This is a genomic window from Isoptericola sp. Y541, assembly GCF_059445465.1.
This window is the reverse complement of the sequence record NZ_JCAIUJ010000001.1, coordinates 847,487-863,670: the sequence shown is the minus strand read 5'-3', so window position 1 is coordinate 863,670 and position 16,184 is coordinate 847,487. Positions and strand designations below refer to the sequence as shown.

Annotated in this window: 15 protein-coding genes and 1 tRNA gene; 7 read left to right on the top strand and 9 right to left on the bottom strand. The window is 72.2% G+C overall.

What is annotated here, in order from left to right:
• Positions 1–146: 146 nt before the first annotated feature.
• The 3 genes from AC1C2V_RS03880 to AC1C2V_RS03870 form a co-directional block, all read right to left on the bottom strand.
• The gene (locus tag AC1C2V_RS03880) at positions 147–1,259 is read right to left on the bottom strand and encodes an ABC transporter ATP-binding protein (protein WP_495388241.1); all 1,113 of its coding nucleotides are present in this window, start codon (positions 1,257–1,259) and stop codon (positions 147–149) included.
• A gap of 225 nt (positions 1,260–1,484) precedes the next feature.
• On the bottom strand, positions 1,485–2,333 hold the full coding sequence (otsB, locus tag AC1C2V_RS03875) for a trehalose-phosphatase (RefSeq protein ID WP_495388240.1): 849 nt from the start codon (positions 2,331–2,333) through the stop codon (positions 1,485–1,487).
• A complete protein-coding gene (locus AC1C2V_RS03870) occupies positions 2,330–3,793 on the bottom strand; it encodes an alpha,alpha-trehalose-phosphate synthase (UDP-forming) (RefSeq protein WP_495388239.1) in 1,464 nt (487 codons plus the stop codon). The genes otsB and AC1C2V_RS03870 overlap by 4 nt, the downstream gene beginning before the upstream one ends.
• A gap of 155 nt (positions 3,794–3,948) precedes the next feature.
• Between AC1C2V_RS03870 and AC1C2V_RS03865 the strand changes: the two genes are divergently transcribed.
• From AC1C2V_RS03865 to AC1C2V_RS03855, 3 genes are all read left to right on the top strand, one after another.
• Entirely contained in the window at positions 3,949–5,895 is a 1,947-nt protein-coding gene (locus tag AC1C2V_RS03865; protein ID WP_495388238.1) for a protein kinase domain-containing protein, read from the top strand.
• Positions 5,896–6,033: 138 nt separating this feature from the next.
• Positions 6,034–6,852, top strand: a complete 819-nt coding sequence (locus tag AC1C2V_RS03860) for a DsbA family protein (protein ID WP_495388237.1) — start codon at positions 6,034–6,036, stop codon at positions 6,850–6,852.
• Positions 6,853–6,907: 55 nt separating this feature from the next.
• A tRNA-Thr gene (locus AC1C2V_RS03855) sits at positions 6,908–6,983 on the top strand.
• A 187-nt stretch (positions 6,984–7,170) separates the two neighbouring features.
• On the opposite strand, the gene AC1C2V_RS03850 is transcribed toward AC1C2V_RS03855, so the two are convergent.
• A complete protein-coding gene (locus tag AC1C2V_RS03850) occupies positions 7,171–8,049 on the bottom strand; it encodes an SGNH/GDSL hydrolase family protein (protein WP_495388236.1) in 879 nt (292 codons plus the stop codon).
• A 103-nt stretch (positions 8,050–8,152) separates the two neighbouring features.
• Positions 8,153–8,845 carry a uracil-DNA glycosylase gene (locus tag AC1C2V_RS03845; protein WP_495388235.1) on the bottom strand — a complete coding sequence of 231 codons (693 nt, stop codon included), beginning with the start codon at positions 8,843–8,845 and terminating at the stop codon, positions 8,153–8,155.
• A 197-nt stretch (positions 8,846–9,042) separates the two neighbouring features.
• Here AC1C2V_RS03845 and AC1C2V_RS03840 point away from each other — a divergent pair, with 197 nt between their 5' ends.
• The 4 genes from AC1C2V_RS03840 to groL all read left to right on the top strand — a co-directional run bounded on the left by AC1C2V_RS03840 (position 9,043) and on the right by groL (position 12,460).
• Positions 9,043–9,387 carry a DUF3263 domain-containing protein gene (locus tag AC1C2V_RS03840; RefSeq protein WP_495388234.1) on the top strand — a complete coding sequence of 115 codons (345 nt, stop codon included), beginning with the start codon at positions 9,043–9,045 and terminating at the stop codon, positions 9,385–9,387.
• A gap of 122 nt (positions 9,388–9,509) precedes the next feature.
• Entirely contained in the window at positions 9,510–10,166 is a 657-nt protein-coding gene (locus AC1C2V_RS03835; RefSeq protein WP_495388233.1) for a LytR C-terminal domain-containing protein, read from the top strand.
• Positions 10,167–10,302: 136 nt separating this feature from the next.
• Positions 10,303–10,506, top strand: coding sequence for a cold-shock protein (locus AC1C2V_RS03830; RefSeq protein ID WP_495388232.1), 204 nt, complete (start codon positions 10,303–10,305; stop codon positions 10,504–10,506).
• A gap of 328 nt (positions 10,507–10,834) precedes the next feature.
• Complete coding sequence (groL, locus tag AC1C2V_RS03825; RefSeq protein WP_495388231.1) at positions 10,835–12,460, top strand: chaperonin GroEL; 1,626 nt, start codon at positions 10,835–10,837, stop codon at positions 12,458–12,460.
• 155 nt (positions 12,461–12,615) lie between these two features.
• Here the strand turns inward: groL and AC1C2V_RS03820 are convergent, their stop codons facing one another.
• The 4 genes from AC1C2V_RS03820 to AC1C2V_RS03805 all read right to left on the bottom strand — a co-directional run bounded on the left by AC1C2V_RS03820 (position 12,616) and on the right by AC1C2V_RS03805 (position 16,183).
• A complete protein-coding gene (locus AC1C2V_RS03820; RefSeq protein WP_495388230.1) occupies positions 12,616–12,906 on the bottom strand; it encodes a WXG100 family type VII secretion target in 291 nt (96 codons plus the stop codon).
• A 111-nt stretch (positions 12,907–13,017) separates the two neighbouring features.
• Positions 13,018–13,740 carry an HD domain-containing protein gene (locus AC1C2V_RS03815; RefSeq protein WP_495388229.1) on the bottom strand — a complete coding sequence of 241 codons (723 nt, stop codon included), beginning with the start codon at positions 13,738–13,740 and terminating at the stop codon, positions 13,018–13,020.
• A 92-nt stretch (positions 13,741–13,832) separates the two neighbouring features.
• Positions 13,833–15,446 carry a sensor histidine kinase gene (locus AC1C2V_RS03810; protein ID WP_495388228.1) on the bottom strand — a complete coding sequence of 538 codons (1,614 nt, stop codon included), beginning with the start codon at positions 15,444–15,446 and terminating at the stop codon, positions 13,833–13,835.
• Entirely contained in the window at positions 15,443–16,183 is a 741-nt protein-coding gene (locus AC1C2V_RS03805) for a response regulator transcription factor (protein ID WP_495388227.1), read from the bottom strand. The genes AC1C2V_RS03810 and AC1C2V_RS03805 overlap by 4 nt, the downstream gene beginning before the upstream one ends.
• Position 16,184 lies beyond the last annotated feature (1 nt).

The window sequence follows — 16,184 nt, the reverse complement described above, 5'->3', positions numbered from 1 at the left end:
GTCGGTGTGAGCGTGAGAATGGCCCACTCGTGACCCGTGAAGTGGGCCAGACGCGCTCACAGCGATGGCGTGGCGCGATCGTCAGGGTACGCGACGAGGGGCGGACCCGGCAGCAGCCGGGTCCGCCCCTCGGACGGTGGTGCGACTCAGCTGAGGCGGTTGCCCGTCGCGGCTGAGAACAGGTGCGCCTGGCCCGTCTTGATCGCCACGCGGATGGTGTCGCCCTTCATCGGGACCTCACGCGGGTCGATGCGCACGATGACCTGGTCCGAGGAACCGGAGGACAGGTCCGCGGCGCTGCTCTGCAGGTCGCCGTAGACGTAGGCGTCCGAGCCGAGCTCCTCGACGAGGTTCACCTTGACGTCGAACGCACCCTCCGCGCCCGTGCCCACGACGTCGAGCGACTCGGGGCGGAAGCCGACCGTGATCTTGCCGCCGTCGGCGTCCGTGAGCTGGTCCACGATGGAGCGCTCGATCGGGACGGTCGCGGCGCCGAGGACGGCGGCGCCGTCCTTGATCTCGAACGTGCCGAGGTTCATCGCCGGCGAGCCGATGAAGCCGGCGACGAACACGTTCTGCGGGGTGTCGTACATCTCGCGCGGGGTGCCGACCTGCTGGAGCAGCCCGTCCTTGAGCACCGCGATGCGGTCGCCCATGGTGAGCGCCTCGGTCTGGTCGTGCGTCACGTAGACCGTGGTGACGCCCAGGCGGCGCTGCAGCGACGCGATCTGGGTACGGGTCTGGACGCGGAGCTTGGCGTCGAGGTTCGACAGCGGCTCGTCCATGAGGAACACCTGCGGCTGACGCACGATGGCGCGGCCCATGGCGACACGCTGACGCTGACCGCCGGAGAGCGCCTTCGGCTTGCGGTCGAGGTACTCGGTGAGGTCGAGGATCTTGGCGGCCTCTTCGACGCGCTCGCGGATCTCGGCCTTCGGCTTGCCCGCGATCTTCAGGGCGAAGCCCATGTTGTCCGCCACCGACATGTGCGGGTAGAGCGCGTAGTTCTGGAACACCATCGCGATGTCGCGGTCCTTCGGCTGGACGTCCGTGACGTCGCGGTCGCCGATCAGGATGCTGCCGCCGTTGACGTCCTCCAGGCCCGCGAGCATGCGCAGCGAGGTGGACTTGCCGCAGCCCGAGGGGCCGACGAGGACGAGGAACTCGCCGTCCTCGACATGCAGGTTGAGCTGGTCGACCGCGGGACGCTCGGTCCCGGGGTAGATGCGCGTCGCGTGGTCGAAAGTGACCGTAGCCATGGTGCTTCCCTCCACCGGCAGGTACGTGCCGGACGATCCGTTGTGGGTGGGTGCCGTTGCGCGTTCACGACTGGCGTGTCTGCGGTGACACATTCTGTTGTCGCGCGCACCGCGGCTCGGGCCGGAAGGCCTGGCTCGGTGCGCCGGGACGATCGTACATGCCTGTGACATAGGTCATGACACGCCGCAGGTCACGGGTCGAGGACGATCGTTCCGGCCCCTGCGTCAGCGCTCCAGCACGTCGGCAAGGCGCTGCAGCAGGGCCGCCAGCGCGTCCGCGTCCGGGACGCGATGCGCGGCGACCGTGGGGCCCGGCCCCACCTTGATGCCGAGGTCGTCGGGCCCGAGCACGGCGAAGGCGGCCTCGTCCGTGGTGTCGTCGCCGGCGTAGAGCACCAGCGCCTCGAGGTCGGTGCCCTCCTCCAGCTCCTCGCGCAGCCGCTCGACGGCGACGCCCTTGGACGTGGGCACGACCGCGACCTCCACGACGTCCTTCCCGTGCATGGCGCCGAGTCCGAGCCGCCCGGCGAGGGCGTCCGCCGCGGCGACGGCGGCCCGCACGTCCGCCGGCTGCGCCAGCCGGGTGTGCAGCACCGCCGCGCTCGGCTTGTCCTGCACCCACGCGCCCCGACGCCCGTCGACGGCGTCCTGCATCCCCTCGCGCAGGCGCTCGAGGGTCTCCGCCTGCTCCGGGGTCAGGCGCAGCGGGACCGCGTCGACGCCGTGGGCGCTCACCCTGCCGGTCTCCGCGCCGTGGCTCCCGACCAGGAACGTGCCCGGCGGGGCGCCCGAACGCTCGACGAGGTCGGTGAGGTGCCGGCCGGAGACGAGCGCGAGCTGCAGCTCGTCCCGGCCGCCCTGTGCCGCGAGCCCGGCGAGCCGGTCGACCGCGGCGCGGGCGGCAGGGGTCATGGCCGAGGCGGTCGGGTCGTCGACGAGCGGCGCGAGCGTGCCGTCGAAGTCGAGCGCCACCAGTCGTGCGCGCGCGCCCCCGACCATGTTGGGAGGGCCGGCGAAGCGGTCCACCGCCTCCTGCGCCGCCGTCGCGTCCCCCGGGCCGGTCAGGCCCGTCACACGCGGCTCGTTCGTGAGGGCATCGCGGTCAGCACGCCGAGGAACGTCTGCGACCACTTGGCGACGTCGTCGGCCATCACCTTGCGGCGCAGGCGGCGCATGCGCCGGCGTTGTTCCTTGGGCTCCAGGTGCGCGGCGGTGACGATGATGTCCTTCATCTCGTCGATGTCGTGCGGGTTGACCAGCAGCGGGCCCGGCGCGAGCTCGTCCGCGGCGCCCGTGAACTCGGACAGCACCAGCACGCCCCGCTCGTCGGAGCGTGCCGCGATGTACTCCTTGGCCACGAGGTTCATGCCGTCGCGCAGCGAGGTCACGAGCATCACGTCCGCCGCGAGGTACAGCGCGGCCATCTCCGCGGGCGGGTAGGAGTGGTGCAGGTAGTGGATGGCGGAGTGCCCGAGCTCGCCGAACTCGCCGTTGATCCGCCCCACGAGGCCCTCGACGTGCTCGCGCAGCTCCTGGTAGGCGCCCACGTTCTCCCGGCTCGGGCTCGCGACCTGCACCAGCGTCGCGTGCTCGACGTCGAGCCGGCCGTCCTGCAGCAGCTCGCCGTACGCCTTGATCCGGTGCCGGATGCCCTTGGTGTAGTCCAGCCGGTCGACGCCCAGCATCATGATCGCCGGATCGCCCAGGTCGGCGCGGATCTCCTTGGCGCGGGCCTGCACCTCCGGCTCGCGCGCGAGCGCGTCGAAGTGGTGCGAGTCGATCGAGATGGGGAAGGCCGCCGCGCGCACGTGCCGGCCCGGGCGGCCGTTCTGGTCGGTGACCGTGACGATCGGGCCGCGGGTGGTGTGCTTGGTGAGGCGTCGCACGGACCGCACGAAGTTCGACGCGTCGCCGCCGCGCTGGAAGCCGATGAGGTCGGCGCCCAGGAGGCCCTCGACGATCTGCCGGCGCCACGGGAGCTGCTGGAACAGCTCCACGGCCGGGAACGGGATGTGGTCGAAGAAGCCGATCCGTAGGTCGGGCCGCAGGTCGCGCAGCATCTTCGGCACCAGCTGCAGCTGGTAGTCGTGCACCCACACGATGGCGCCCTGGGCGGCCTGCTGCGCGGCCGCCTCGGCGAAGCGCTGGTTGACCCTCCGGTACGCGTCCCACCACTGCCGGTGGTAGGTGGGTGGGGAGATCACGTCGTGGTAGAGCGGCCAGAGGGTGTCGTTGGCGAAGCCCTCGTAGTACCGCTCGATGTCGGTCTGGCTGAGCGTCACCGGCACCAGGAGCACGCCGTCGGCGTCGAACGGCTCGTGCTCGAGGCCGGGGGCGCCGGACCAGCCGACCCAGGCGCCGTCCGCCTCCCGCATCACGGGTTCGAGGGCGGTGACCAGCCCGCCGGGGGAGCGCTGCCAGTCGACAGCGCCGTCGTCGTCGACCGTGAAGTCGACCGGGAGCCGGTTGGCGACCACGACGAGGTCGTAACCACCCTTCCGACGGTGCTTGCTTGACGATCCTTGACCTGTCAACGGACCTCTCTCCTGATTTTCTTGAGACTCCGTCGTTCTTGGGACGTCGTCCCTCCAGACAGGGTACCGATGAGGTACCGGGCTCGCCCTGGCGGGGGCGGACTCCACCCCCGCACGACGCGCCCTGGCGTGCGCGGACGACTACGGTGTGGCCCATGAGCGAGGTCGACGCGATGCAGGTCCCGGGGAGGGGTGTGTCGCCGGAGGCCGGCGACGGCCCCGGACCGAGCCTGCGGGGCGGCCGTCGCCGCCGCGACGGCGGACTCGCCGAGGGTGCCGAGATCGGCGGGTACATCGTGGTGCGGCCGCTCGGCCGCGGCGCGATGGGCGCCGTCTACGAGGCGGTCGACGGCGGGGGCCACGCCGTCGCGCTCAAGGTGCTGCACGCGCACGTCGACGCCGACCCGGCCGGCCGGGAGCGGCTGCGGCGCGAGGCCGCGGCCCTGCAGCGGCTGCGACACCCCGCCGTCGCGCAGGTGCTCGACGCCGAGCTGGAGGGGCCGTACGCGTTCGTCGTGACCGACCTGGTCGACGGCGTCACGCTCGAGGAGGAGGTCGACGAGCGCGGCCCGCTCGACGCCGCCGACGTCTTCTCCCTCGCCGACCAGCTCGCCGCCGCGCTCGAGGCCGTGCACGACGCCGGCGTGGTGCACCGCGACCTCAAGCCCTCCAACGTCATGATCACCGCCCAGGGCCCTGTGCTCATCGACTTCGGGATCGCGCAGGGCCCGGGCGACGCCCGGACCACGTCGGCCGGGTTCGTCATGGGTACGCCCGGCTACATCGCCCCCGAGCTGCTCGACGGCGGCGCACCCGAGGCCGAGACGGACTGGTGGAGCTGGGCCGCGCTGCTGGCGTTCGCCGCGACCGGGCGCTCGCCCTTCGGGGTGCGGCCCACCGAGCTGGTGCTGCGTCGCTCGCGCGAGGGCCGGCCCGACCTGATGGGCCTGCCGGCGCGGACCGCCCGGGCGCTCGCGGGAGCCCTGCTGGCCGACCCCTCGCGCCGGTGGGGGCCCACGGAGGTGGCCCGCGCCCTGCGCCGCGACCTCGACGACGCGCTCGCCGGCGCCGCCGATCCCTGGACGGAGCCGGACGCGACCCAGCGCATCGTGCAGGCGACCGAGACGGAGCGGGTCGCGCTGCCCACGCAGATCGTCGCGCCCGCCGTCCCCGCCCCCGCCTCGTTCGCCCCGGCGACGACGGGCGCCGTCCCCGTCGGCCCGCCCCCGCCCCCGCCCCCGGCCTCCATCGACCCGGCCTCGATCGACCCTGCCTCCATCGACCCGGTCGGCGCCGGCCCGGCCGCCGATCCCGGCGACCCGACCCAGACGATGACCGCCCTCGAGCGTGACCGGCGCCAGTCGCAGGACGGCGCCACCCGGGCGATCCCGATCGGGGACGCGCGGTACAAGGGGTACGACGAGCTGGTCGAGGAGCTGCCCCTCGCGCCGGAGCCACCCGGGCCCTACGCGCGCCCGGTGCACCCGCGCCGCACGGGCACGGCGTTCGCCGTGGCGCTCCCGCTGGTGGCACTCGCGGCGACGCGGCCGCTGATCGGCTTCGCAGTCCTCGTGGTCGTCACGCTGCTGTGCCGGATGGTCGCGACGTCCGCCGACGCGGTGCACCGCCGCCGGGAGCACCGCGGCGTGCGGCGCTCGGACGGCGCGATCGGCACCCTGCTGTTCCCGTGGCACGCGGTCGTGGGGACGCTCGGCGCTATCCCCGCGGTGCTGGTGGGTGCCTGCGCCGGGCTGCTCACGCTGCTGGCGGGGTGGTGGCTGTTCGGCGCCGGACACCTCGTCGTGCTGCCGCGCGACGACATGGAGGCCCGGTCGGTGGGCGGGATGAACGAGGACGTCGTGTTCAACGTCGTCCTCGCCGGCGTGATGGTCGTCGCGCTGCTGGCCACGTGGTTCGGCCCGGCCGGGAGCAGCGCGCGGGAGGGCGGGCGCATCATCCTGGGGCGGGTGGCGCCGGGCCGGATCGGGGCCGCCGTGGCCGTCATGGTCTGCCTCGCGCTCACCGTGTTCCTCGTCGCGCCCGTGCTGGGCCACCCGACGATCGACTGGTGGCCCATGGGTGGGCCGCCCTCCGTGCTCTGAGCGTGCGTCGCCGGTCGAGCCTGTCGAGACCCGTCACCGACCCGCCCCGCGCTCGGACGACGTCCAGGTGGCGCAGGTAGGCTCTGCCCGTCCGGCGCTGACGCGCCGTCCCGCCCTCCCGAAGACCTCGAGGACACGATGCCGACGAACAACCCGAACATGTCCAAGTCGCAGCGCCGTGACGCGGCGCGTGCCGAGGCGCTCGCCCTGCGCGAGAAGGAGCAGCAGCGCGACAAGCGCAACCGGGTCATCACCCTGTCGGTGCTGGCCGTCGCGCTGGTCGCCCTGGGCGTCGTCGTGTGGATGATCCTGCAGCAGGGCGAGAAGAAGAACGTCGACGACGTCCCCCTGGCGGACGTCACGATGCCCTCGACGGCGCAGGACGACGGCGGCATCCCGGTCGGCGCAGACGGTGTGGCCGGCACCACCAACGAGGGCGCACCCGTGATCGACGTCTACCTCGACTACATGTGCCCCGTGTGCGGCCAGTTCGAGCAGGTCAACGCCGCCAGCATCGACGAGATGGTCGGCGCCGGCGACGCGACCGTCGTCTACCACCCGATCTCGATCCTCGACTCGCGGTCGGCGGGCTCCGAGTACTCGACGCGCTCGGCGTCGGCGGCGGCCTTCGTCGCGGACAAGGCCCCCGAGGCGTTCCCCGCCTTCCACGCCGCGCTGTTCACCAACCAGCCCGGCGAGAACACCGAGGGCCTCACGGACGAGCAGCTCGCGTCGTACGCGGAGGAGGCCGGCGCCCCCGCCGACGTGGTGTCCGCCATCTCGGACGGCACGGCACGCGAGACCTTCGGGCAGTACGTCTTCTCGGCGACGCAGGCGATCCAGCAGGACAAGGGCTTCACCGGCACCCCGTACGTGCTGGTCGACGGCGAGGTCGTGCAGAACTGGAACGACCCGGCCGGCCTGCAGGACGCCGTCACCGCCGCCGCGGGCAGCTGACCACGTCCGTCGCGCGGCACGGCCTGCCCCTCCCGGTAGGCTGTGCCGCGCTCCCGCCGCCTTAGCTCAGCTGGTAGAGCTCCCGTCTTGTAAACGGAAGGTCGTCGGTTCGAATCCGACAGGCGGCTCCACGTCCCCCACCGCTGGTTGAGCCTGGCGAAACCGCTGCTGGTTGAGCCTGGCGAGACCCCCGCTGGTTGAACCTGTCGAAACCCTGATCGCTGGTTGAGCCTGTCGAAACCCTGATCGCTGGTTGAGCCTGTCGAAACCCTGATCGCTGGTTGAGCCTGTCGAAACCCACGGTGGGTTGCGACAGGCTCAACCAGCGGGCGGCCAGGTCTCGGCCGGCGTCGGCCACTTGGGCTCGCGGCCGTCGCCGCTGGACGTGTGCTTGATGCGCCGCTGCACCCACGGCACCACGTGCGTGCGCGCCCACTGGGTGTTCGTGCGTGCGCGCTCGACGAAGGCCTGCGGCGGCAGCGGGTCGAGCGGGACCGCGAACTCGGCGTCGTCCGGCTCCTGCCCGAGGCCGACGAGGGCGGCGTCGGCGACGCGCCGGTGGCCCTCGGGGGTCAGGTGGATGCGGTCGTCGGACCACATGCGTAGGTCGAAGAGGGGGTTGAAGCCCCACAGGTCCAGCACGTGGGTGCCGTGCCGGCGCGCGATGGACCAGAGGTTCGCGTTGTACTGACCGACCCGCCCGCGCGTCCAGCTCAGGCCGGCACCGGCCTTGAAGCCCGTGCCGAGCAGCACGTCGGCGCCGGTCGCACGGATCTTCGACACGCCCTCCTCGAGGCGTGCGGAGAGCACGTCGACGTCGGCCTGGGGCCGCAGGATGTCGTTGCCGCCGCCCACGAGGGAGACGAGGTCGGGGGACGCCGCGAGGGCGACGTCGACCTGCTCGTCGAGGATGTGTCGTAGCAGCCGGCCGCGGATCGCGAGGTTCGCGTACTCGAGCGGCGCCTCGCCGGCCGCCGTCCGGCGGGCCGAGAGCGCGTCGGCGAGACGGTCCGCCCAGCCGCGCTGCGTAGCCGCCGACTCGGTGCCGCCGGGGGCCGGGGAGCCGTCGTCGAGCGGGTAGGGGTCCCACAGCCCCTCCGAGAACGAATCGCCGACCGCGACGTACCGAGCCCAGCCGGGTGCGGTCGGGTCGGAGGGCGTGCTGTCGGGGGTCGCGGTCGGGTCCTGCGTCGTCACGCCCGCCATTGTGCTCCTCGTCACGGCCGGGTGCTCGGTGCGACGCCGATCGGCCGAGGACGAGCTGCGGCAGGCCCCGGCTACGACGGTCTCGTACCGACGCTCAGGGGAGGCGCCAGTCGATCGGCGCCCCGCCCTGGGCCTCGAGCAGCGCGTTGACGCGGGAGAACGGGCGCGAGCCGAAGAATCCGCGGTAGGCCGACAGCGGGCTCGGGTGCGCGCTCTCGACGGAGGGCACGTCGCCGAGCCACGGCTTGAGCGACGCGGCGTCGCGGCCCCACAGGATGGCGACGAGCGGGCCGCCGCGGGCCACGAGGGCCTTGATCGCGGCCTCGGTGACCTGCTCCCAACCCTTGCCGCGGTGCGACGCAGGGGTGCCGGGCCGCACGGTCAGCACGCGGTTGAGCAGCATCACGCCCTGTTCGGCCCACGGGCGCAGGTCGCCGTCGGACGGTGTCGGGGCGCCGACGTCCTCGGTGAGCTCGGTGTAGATGTTCGCCAGGGACTTGGGCACGGGCCGCACCTGCGGCTGCACGGAGAACGAGAGGCCCATCGGGTGCCCGGGCGTCGGGTAGGGGTCCTGCCCGACGACGAGCACGCGGACGTCGGCCAGCGGCCGGGAGAACGCCGCGAAGATGTGCTCGCCGTCCGGCAGGTAGGTGCGGTCCGCGGCGACTTCGGCGCGCAGGAAGTCGCCTATCGCGTGGATCTGCGGCTCGACGTCGGCCAGCGCTGCGGCCCAGTCCGGGGCCATGACCTGGTCGAGGGGCGGGCGGGTGCTCGTCGTCGTCTCCACCCCGCGACGCTAGCGCAATCGAGTTGTCAGGCCCACGCGCAAGGAAACGTGCGCGTGGCCCTGACAACTCCCGCGCGCCGCGAGTTGTCAGGACCAGGTGCAAGGAAACGTGCGCGTGGCCCTGACAGTTCGCGGGATCGCGGCGCGCGGGGCCAAGTCGTCGGGAATGGTGCGCTGAGACGCCATACTGGGACGCCATGAGCGAGATCCTGGTCCAGGAGGTCCAACCGGACCCCGAGGCGACGTCGGGCGCGACGACCGCCGAGCAGACCACAGCGCCGGCCGAGGGTGAGCTCTCCGACCGGGACCGCGAGATCCTCGCCTTCGAGCGGCAGTGGTGGAAGTACGCCGGCGCGAAGGAGCAGGCGGTGCGCGAGCTGTTCGGCCTGTCGGCCACCCGTTACTACCAGGTGCTGAACGCCCTCATCGACTCGCCGGCCGCTCTGGCGCAGGACCCGATGCTCGTCAAGCGGCTCCGGCGCATGCGCTCGACGCGGCAACGGGCCCGCTCCGCGCGGCGCCTCTCCGACGGCGAGGGCTGAGGTCCGGTCGTCGCGGGACCTCGTCCGGCAGCCGTCCCGACGGGTCGGCGCGATCACGCAGGTCGTGGCGTTCCTGAAGGGGTCTGGACTTTCGGACACCGGGAGCGGCTACCCTGTCCGCCGTGAGCAAGAGCCATTACTCCTACCCGCCCGACGAGTTCGACGTCCGCGGCCCCGAGGGCACCCCGGTGGGTGTGCATCGTGAGCCGCGCAGCGGGTGGAGCTCGGTGTGGCCGTTCCTCCTGGTCGCCGTCGTGTTCGCGGGCATTGCGGTCGGCGTCGTCACCTTCCTGTCCGACGACGGACCCAGCACGCCCCCCGCCGCCGAGCAGCCGGCGGGCGCAGGCGACGAGACCGCCGGCGAGGAGCCCGAGGCCTCGGAGTCGGCCGATGGCGAGGACGCCCCGGAGGAGGAGCCGTCCGACGAGACGTCGGAGGAGTCCGGCGACGCGACGACAGAGCTGCCGGGCGACCCGACGGCGGCGAACCTCGAGGCGGCGGTCCTGGTCTTCAACGACGGCGCCGGTGCGGGCCAGGCTGCCGCCGGTCAGGGCGTCGTCGCGGGGGCCGGGTTCACCGCGGTCACCGCCGCGAACGCGCCGGACTCGCTGGTCGGTGCGTACGAGGACAGCACGGTGCTGTACGGGGCCGACCGGGGAGACACGGCCAGCGCCGTCGCCGAGGCCCTCGGCGTCGACCCGGCGAACGTGCAGGAGTCGGACGACGTCTCCGCCAGCCCCGAGGCCGTGTGGGTCGTGCTCAAGACGCCCGTCGGCTGACGACCGGCGCTGCGCGACACCGTCTCGGATGCCGACATTCCGGACAGCGATGCTTCCCTTGCCGCGATCGCCGCTTATAGGCTCACCCACACCGTGGGGTGCCTGCCCTGCGGCCGAGCAGCACAAGGAGAAGTTCATGGCCCAGGGCACCGTCAAGTGGTTCAACGCGGAGAAGGGGTTCGGGTTCATCACCCCGACCGCGGGCGGGCAGGACCTGTTCGTCCATTACAGCGCCATCCAGTCCGACGGCTACCGCACCCTGGACGAGGGCCAGGGCGTCGAGTTCGAGATGGGGCAGGGGCAGAAGGGGCCGCAGGCCGAGCAGGTTCGCCCGCTCTGACCTCGGCAGCAGGCTGACACGCCACAGAAGGCCGGTGTCCAGGACGCAGGGAAGCGTCCGGGCGCCGGCCTTCGTCGTGTCCGGACGGACGTGCACGCCCTGGGCGAACGTCTTGCACTCACCACCCGAGAGTGCCAATAATGGGTTAGCACTCTCGGTCGTCGAGTGACAGCCGCCCCCCTGGGACGGCGTCCTCGCAGGCCGCGGGTGAAGCATTCGGGTCGTTCGGTGAGACCCTCCGCGCGTGCGTGACCTGAACGCCGCGGGGTGGGTCGTCCGTCGCGGGCGCCGGCCGGCCAACTCAGCCACCAGCGGAGGATCAGTCCCCATGGCCAAGATCATCGCGTTCGACGAGGTAGCTCGTCGAAGCATGGAGCGCGGGCTCAACCAGCTCGCCGACACCGTGAAGGTCACGCTCGGCCCCAAGGGTCGCAACGTCGTCCTGGACAAGAAGTGGGGCGCCCCCACGATCACCAACGACGGTGTCTCCATCGCCAAGGAGATCGAGCTCGACGACCCGTACGAGAAGATCGGTGCGGAGCTCGTCAAGGAGGTCGCCAAGAAGACGGACGACGTCGCGGGTGACGGCACCACCACCGCCACCGTGCTCGCCCAGGCGCTCGTCAAGGAGGGCCTGCGCGTCGTTGCCGCCGGTGCCAACCCGATCGCCATCAAGCGCGGCATCGAGAAGGCCGTCGAGGCGGTCACCGCGCAGCTGCTGAACGACGCGGTCGACATCGAGACCAAGGAGCAGATCGCCGCCACCGCCGCGATCTCCGCCGGTGACCCCGCGATCGGCGAGCTCATCGCCGAGGCCCTCGACAAGGTGGGCAAGGAAGGCGTCATCACCGTCGAGGAGTCGAACACCTTCGGCCTCGAGCTCGAGCTCACCGAGGGCATGCGCTTCGACAAGGGCTTCCTCGCCCGCTACTTCGAGACGGACCCGGAGCGTCAGGAGGCCGTCCTCGAGGACCCGTACGTCCTGATCGTCGAGTCGAAGATCTCGAACGTGAAGGACATGCTGCCGGTGCTCGACCAGGTCATGAAGGCCGGTCGCTCGCTGCTGATCATCGCCGAGGACGTCGAGGGCGAGGCCCTGGCCACCCTGGTGCTCAACAAGATCCGCGGCACCTTCAAGTCCGTCGCCGTCAAGGCCCCGGGCTTCGGCGACCGCCGCAAGGCCATGCTGCAGGACATCGCGATCCTCACCGGTGGCCAGGTCATCACCGAGACGGTCGGCCTCAAGCTGGAGAACGCGACCCTCGACCTGCTGGGCCAGGCGCGCAAGGTCGTCGTGACCAAGGACGAGACCACGATCGTCGAGGGGTCGGGCGACGCCGAGCTCATCTCGGGTCGCGTCAACCAGATCCGCTCCGAGATCGAGAAGTCGGACTCCGACTACGACCGCGAGAAGCTGCAGGAGCGCCTCGCCAAGCTGGCCGGCGGCGTCGCCGTCATCAAGGCCGGCGCGGCCACCGAGGTGGAGCTCAAGGAGCGCAAGCACCGCATCGAGGACGCCGTCCGCAACGCCAAGGCTGCGGTCGAGGAGGGCATCGTCGCCGGTGGCGGCGTCGCGCTGATCCAGGCCGGTGCCGTCGCGTTCCCGAAGCTCGAGCTCGAGGGCGACGAGGCGGTCGGCGCTCAGATCGTCGCCGCGTCGGTCTCGGCCCCGCTCAAGCAGATCGCGATCAACGCCGGCCTCGAGGGCGGCGTCGTGGCGGAGAAGGTCAAGGACCTCCCCGCCGGCCAGGGCCTCAACGCCGCGACCGGCGTGTACGAGGACCTGCTCGCCGCGGGCGTCAACGACCCGGTCAAGGTCACGCGCTCCGCGCTGCAGAACGCCGCGTCGATCGCCGCGCTGTTCCTCACCACCGAGGCCGTCGTGGCCGACAAGCCGGAGCCGGCTTCTGCCGCGCCGGCCGGTGACGGTGGCATGGGCGGCATGGACTTCTGATCCAGCAGCCCTGAGTCGTCAGCCACGCGCTGACTGACGCACGACGACGGCCGGTCACCCCGCGAGGGGTGGCCGGCCGCCGTCGTTCTCTCGCTGGTCGAGCCTGTCGAAACCAGCGACCTCGGTTTCGACAGGCTCAACCGACGGGCAGCAGATCAGCGGGCCGCGAAGAGCCGGGTGGCCTGGGCCTCGGCGTCCGCGTAGGTGCGCGACGCCGACGACAGGGCCGCCGTCACCGCGTCCAGCGCGGCCTCGACCTGCGTCTGCGTCGCCTGCCACTGGCCCATGACCCCGGCGAACTGCGTCGCCGCGCCGCCGTGCCAGTTCGACTGCAGGTCCTGCAGGTGCCGCATCATCGCCCCCACCTCGGAGCGGATCGCCACCACGGAACCGTTCACCGCCGCGCCCGCCTGCGCGACCCGCTCGCTGTCGACCTCGTACCGCACGTGTCCTCCTTCGTCGCCGTGCCCCGTGCTCCGGGGATGCCGAGGACGACGCTAGGGAAGCGGGCGCTCCACCGCGACGGTTGTCCACAGGGCTGTGGAGCACTGCCGGGATCAGGAGGCGGACGGCTCGGCCTTCTCCGCGAGCAGGCGCCGTTCCTTGAGCAGGCGGTGCAGCTCGGCGTCGACGTTCTGCCTCGCCGGCTCCTCCCACGCGGCACCCATCGGGCTGAAGTACAGGTAGGAGCGCTGCAGCAGCTTGGTGAGCACCCGGATCCGGGCGTCGAGATAGTCGGGCAGGGGGATGTGTGAGTACTCGGCCCGCACGTCCGTCATGTACGCCTTGTAACGTTGCGGCTCCGTCGCGAGCATCGCGAGGTCGGCGTCGTTGAGCACGGCCGAGTCGACGTCGTCGGGCAGTGGCTTGTGGCGGGCGATCGAGTCCACCAGGCGTGCGGTGCGCTCCACCGAGGCCGCCGGGACGCCCAGCTCCGTGAGCTGCGTGCGCGCCAGCTCCGCGCTGACAGTGGTCTGCTCGCCGCCCTGGTTGGCGGCCGCGACCTTCCTCGTCGCGTCGAACACGGCGCCGTGGTACCAGGCGGCGAGGCGCACCAGGTCGGGTTCGTGCGTCTCCTGGGACAGCTCGTCGACGCGGTGCAGCACGTCGGCGAGGTGCCGCAGGTTGTGGAAGCGCCGGTCGGCCCCGGACCACCGCTCGATGAGATCCTCCCCGACCGCCCGGATCTCGGCCTCGTCGGCGGTCGCCTTGGCACCGTGGCAGGTGCGGACGAACGCGGAGAGGAACCACTGGGGTGCGTCGGCGCTCATGACGCCCATCGCGATCAGACCTTCGGTCGACGGACTGGGACTGCCTTCTCCGTCAGAGTACGACCGAGCGGCGGCAACGTACCGCAGCCCGACCACGCCGGTCAGGCGGACGAAGACGACGCGCCATCGTAGCCGTCCGGCGGGGGCAGCTGAACACGCACCGTCAGGCCGCCGCCCGGCGTCTCGCTCACCGACACGTGCCCGTGGTGGGCGCCCACGATCGCGGCGACGATCGCCATGCCCAGCCCGGACCCGCCCGACTCGCGGTTGCGCGACGAGTCGGCCCGGTAGAACCGCTCGAAGACGCGCTCGGCCTGCTCCGGCGCGATGCCCGCGCCGTGGTCGCGCACCTCCATCACGGCGCCGCCGTCGGGTCCTGGGCCCACGGCGATCTCGGCCGGCGACCCGGCCGGTGTGTGCCGCGCCACGTTCCCGACCAGGTTGGTCAGCACCTGCCGCAGCCGGTCGCGGTCGCCCGTGACCCGGGCGTCGCCCGACGGCTCCTCGCCGTCGCGCAGGCCCGTCACGACGACCTCGCGCGTGGGGTCCAGCGCGTGCAGGTCCTGCGCGGCGTCGCGGGCCATCGGCACCAGGTCCACGTCCTCGCGTCGCATCGGGCGTCCCTCGTCGAGCCGCGCGAGCACGAGCAGGTCGGTGACGAGCGTGCTCATGCGTCGCGCGGAGTCCTCGATGCGGGCCATCGTGTCGTCGATCTTCTCGGGGGTGTCGAGCGCGCCCATGCGGTACAGCTCGCCGTAGCCCTTGACCGTGGCCAGTGGCGTGCGCAGCTCGTGGCTCGCGTCCGAGACGAAGCGGCGCATGCGGCGCTCCGACTCCTCCTGGGCGGAGAACGCGCGCTCGATCTGCGCGAGCATCGTGTTCAGCGACAGGGAGAGCGAGCCCACCTCGGTGGACGGCGGGCGCTCCGGGATGCGCTGCGAGAGGTCGCCGTCGGCGATCTTCGCGGCCGTCGCCTCGATCCGCCGCAGCGGCCGCAGCGACCGGTGCACGAGGAGGAACGAGATCGCGCCGCCCACGATGACGATGCCGAGGGCCGAGAAGAGCAGGGACCGGGTGAGGTACGCGACCGTCTGCTGCACGCCGGCGAGGGGAAGCGCGACGTACGCGGCGCCCTGGACGCTGCCCGACGACGTGTACGGGAGGGCGACGATTCGCCAGTCTCCCGGCTCCCTCCCGCCCGTCGACCCGACGGTGAAGGGGTCGGGGCCGCGCTCGACCACGGCGGAGACCGGCTCGTCAGGAATCTCGGGGGTGCCGAACCTCTCCCTTGTCGCAGGCCACACCATCGGTTCCGACGTGGCCCCGTCGATGTCGCGCAGGATGACGACATACTCGCTGGGGGCGCGCTGCACCATGTCGCCGGACGTGTTGAGGGTCATCTTCGCGACCCCAGTGGCGGACTGCTGGAGCTGGTCGTCCGTCTGGTCGACGAGGTACCCCGACACGACGACCCGCGTCACGACGGCCGCGAGGACCAGCCCCGCCGCGAGCACGAGCACAGTGATCGCGACGAGCCGGGTGCGCAGGGGCAGCCGCTCCATCCACGTCCAGCGGGGGGACGACGCGTCCGAGTCCGCGACGGGCGCCGCCGGGGCGGACCGCGGGTCGGCGGGCAGCGCCCGGCCGTCCGCCGTCGTGCCCACGCTCGTCGGGTCGGCCGTCCTCCCCGGTGCACCCGGCGACGACGTGCTCATCGCGGCGCCTGGGGCGCGCGCAGCAGGTAGCCCACGCCGCGCTTGGTGTGGATCAGCGGCGGCAGGTCGACGTCCTTACCGTCCGGGCCGGTGACGGAGAGGTTGTCGATCTTGCGGCGCAGGTAGGAGATGTAGGACTCGACGATGTTGGCGTCGCCGCCCCAGTCGTACTGCCACACGTGGTCGAGGATCTGCGCCTTGGACAGCACGCGGCCGGCATTGAGCATGAGGTAGCGCAGCAGCTTGAACTCGGTGGGGGAGAGGTCCACCTCGACGCCGGCGCGACGGACCTCGTGCGAGTCCTCGTCGAGCTCGAGGTCGCCGACGCGCACGACGGCGTCGTCGTTGTCGGGCTCGCCCGTGTGGGTGCGCCGCAGGACGGCGCGGATGCGGGCCACGACCTCCTCCAGGCTGAACGGCTTGGTGACGTAGTCGTCGCCGCCCACGGTCAGGCCCTGCACCTTGTCCTGCGTGTCGTCGCGGGCGGTGAGGAAGAGCACGGGCGTGTGCCGGCCGGTGGAGCGCATGCGGCGCGTCACGGTGAAGCCGTCCATGTCGGGCAGCATCACGTCGAGCACGACCAGGTCGGGCTCGACGTCCCGGACGAGCTGCAGCGCACCGTTCCCGTCACCGGCCGCGTGCACCTCGAACCCGGCGAAACGCAGGGAGGTGGACAGCAGCTCGCGGATGTTGGGCTCGTCGTCCACGACGACGAGGCGTGCCTCGGGTGCGCTCATG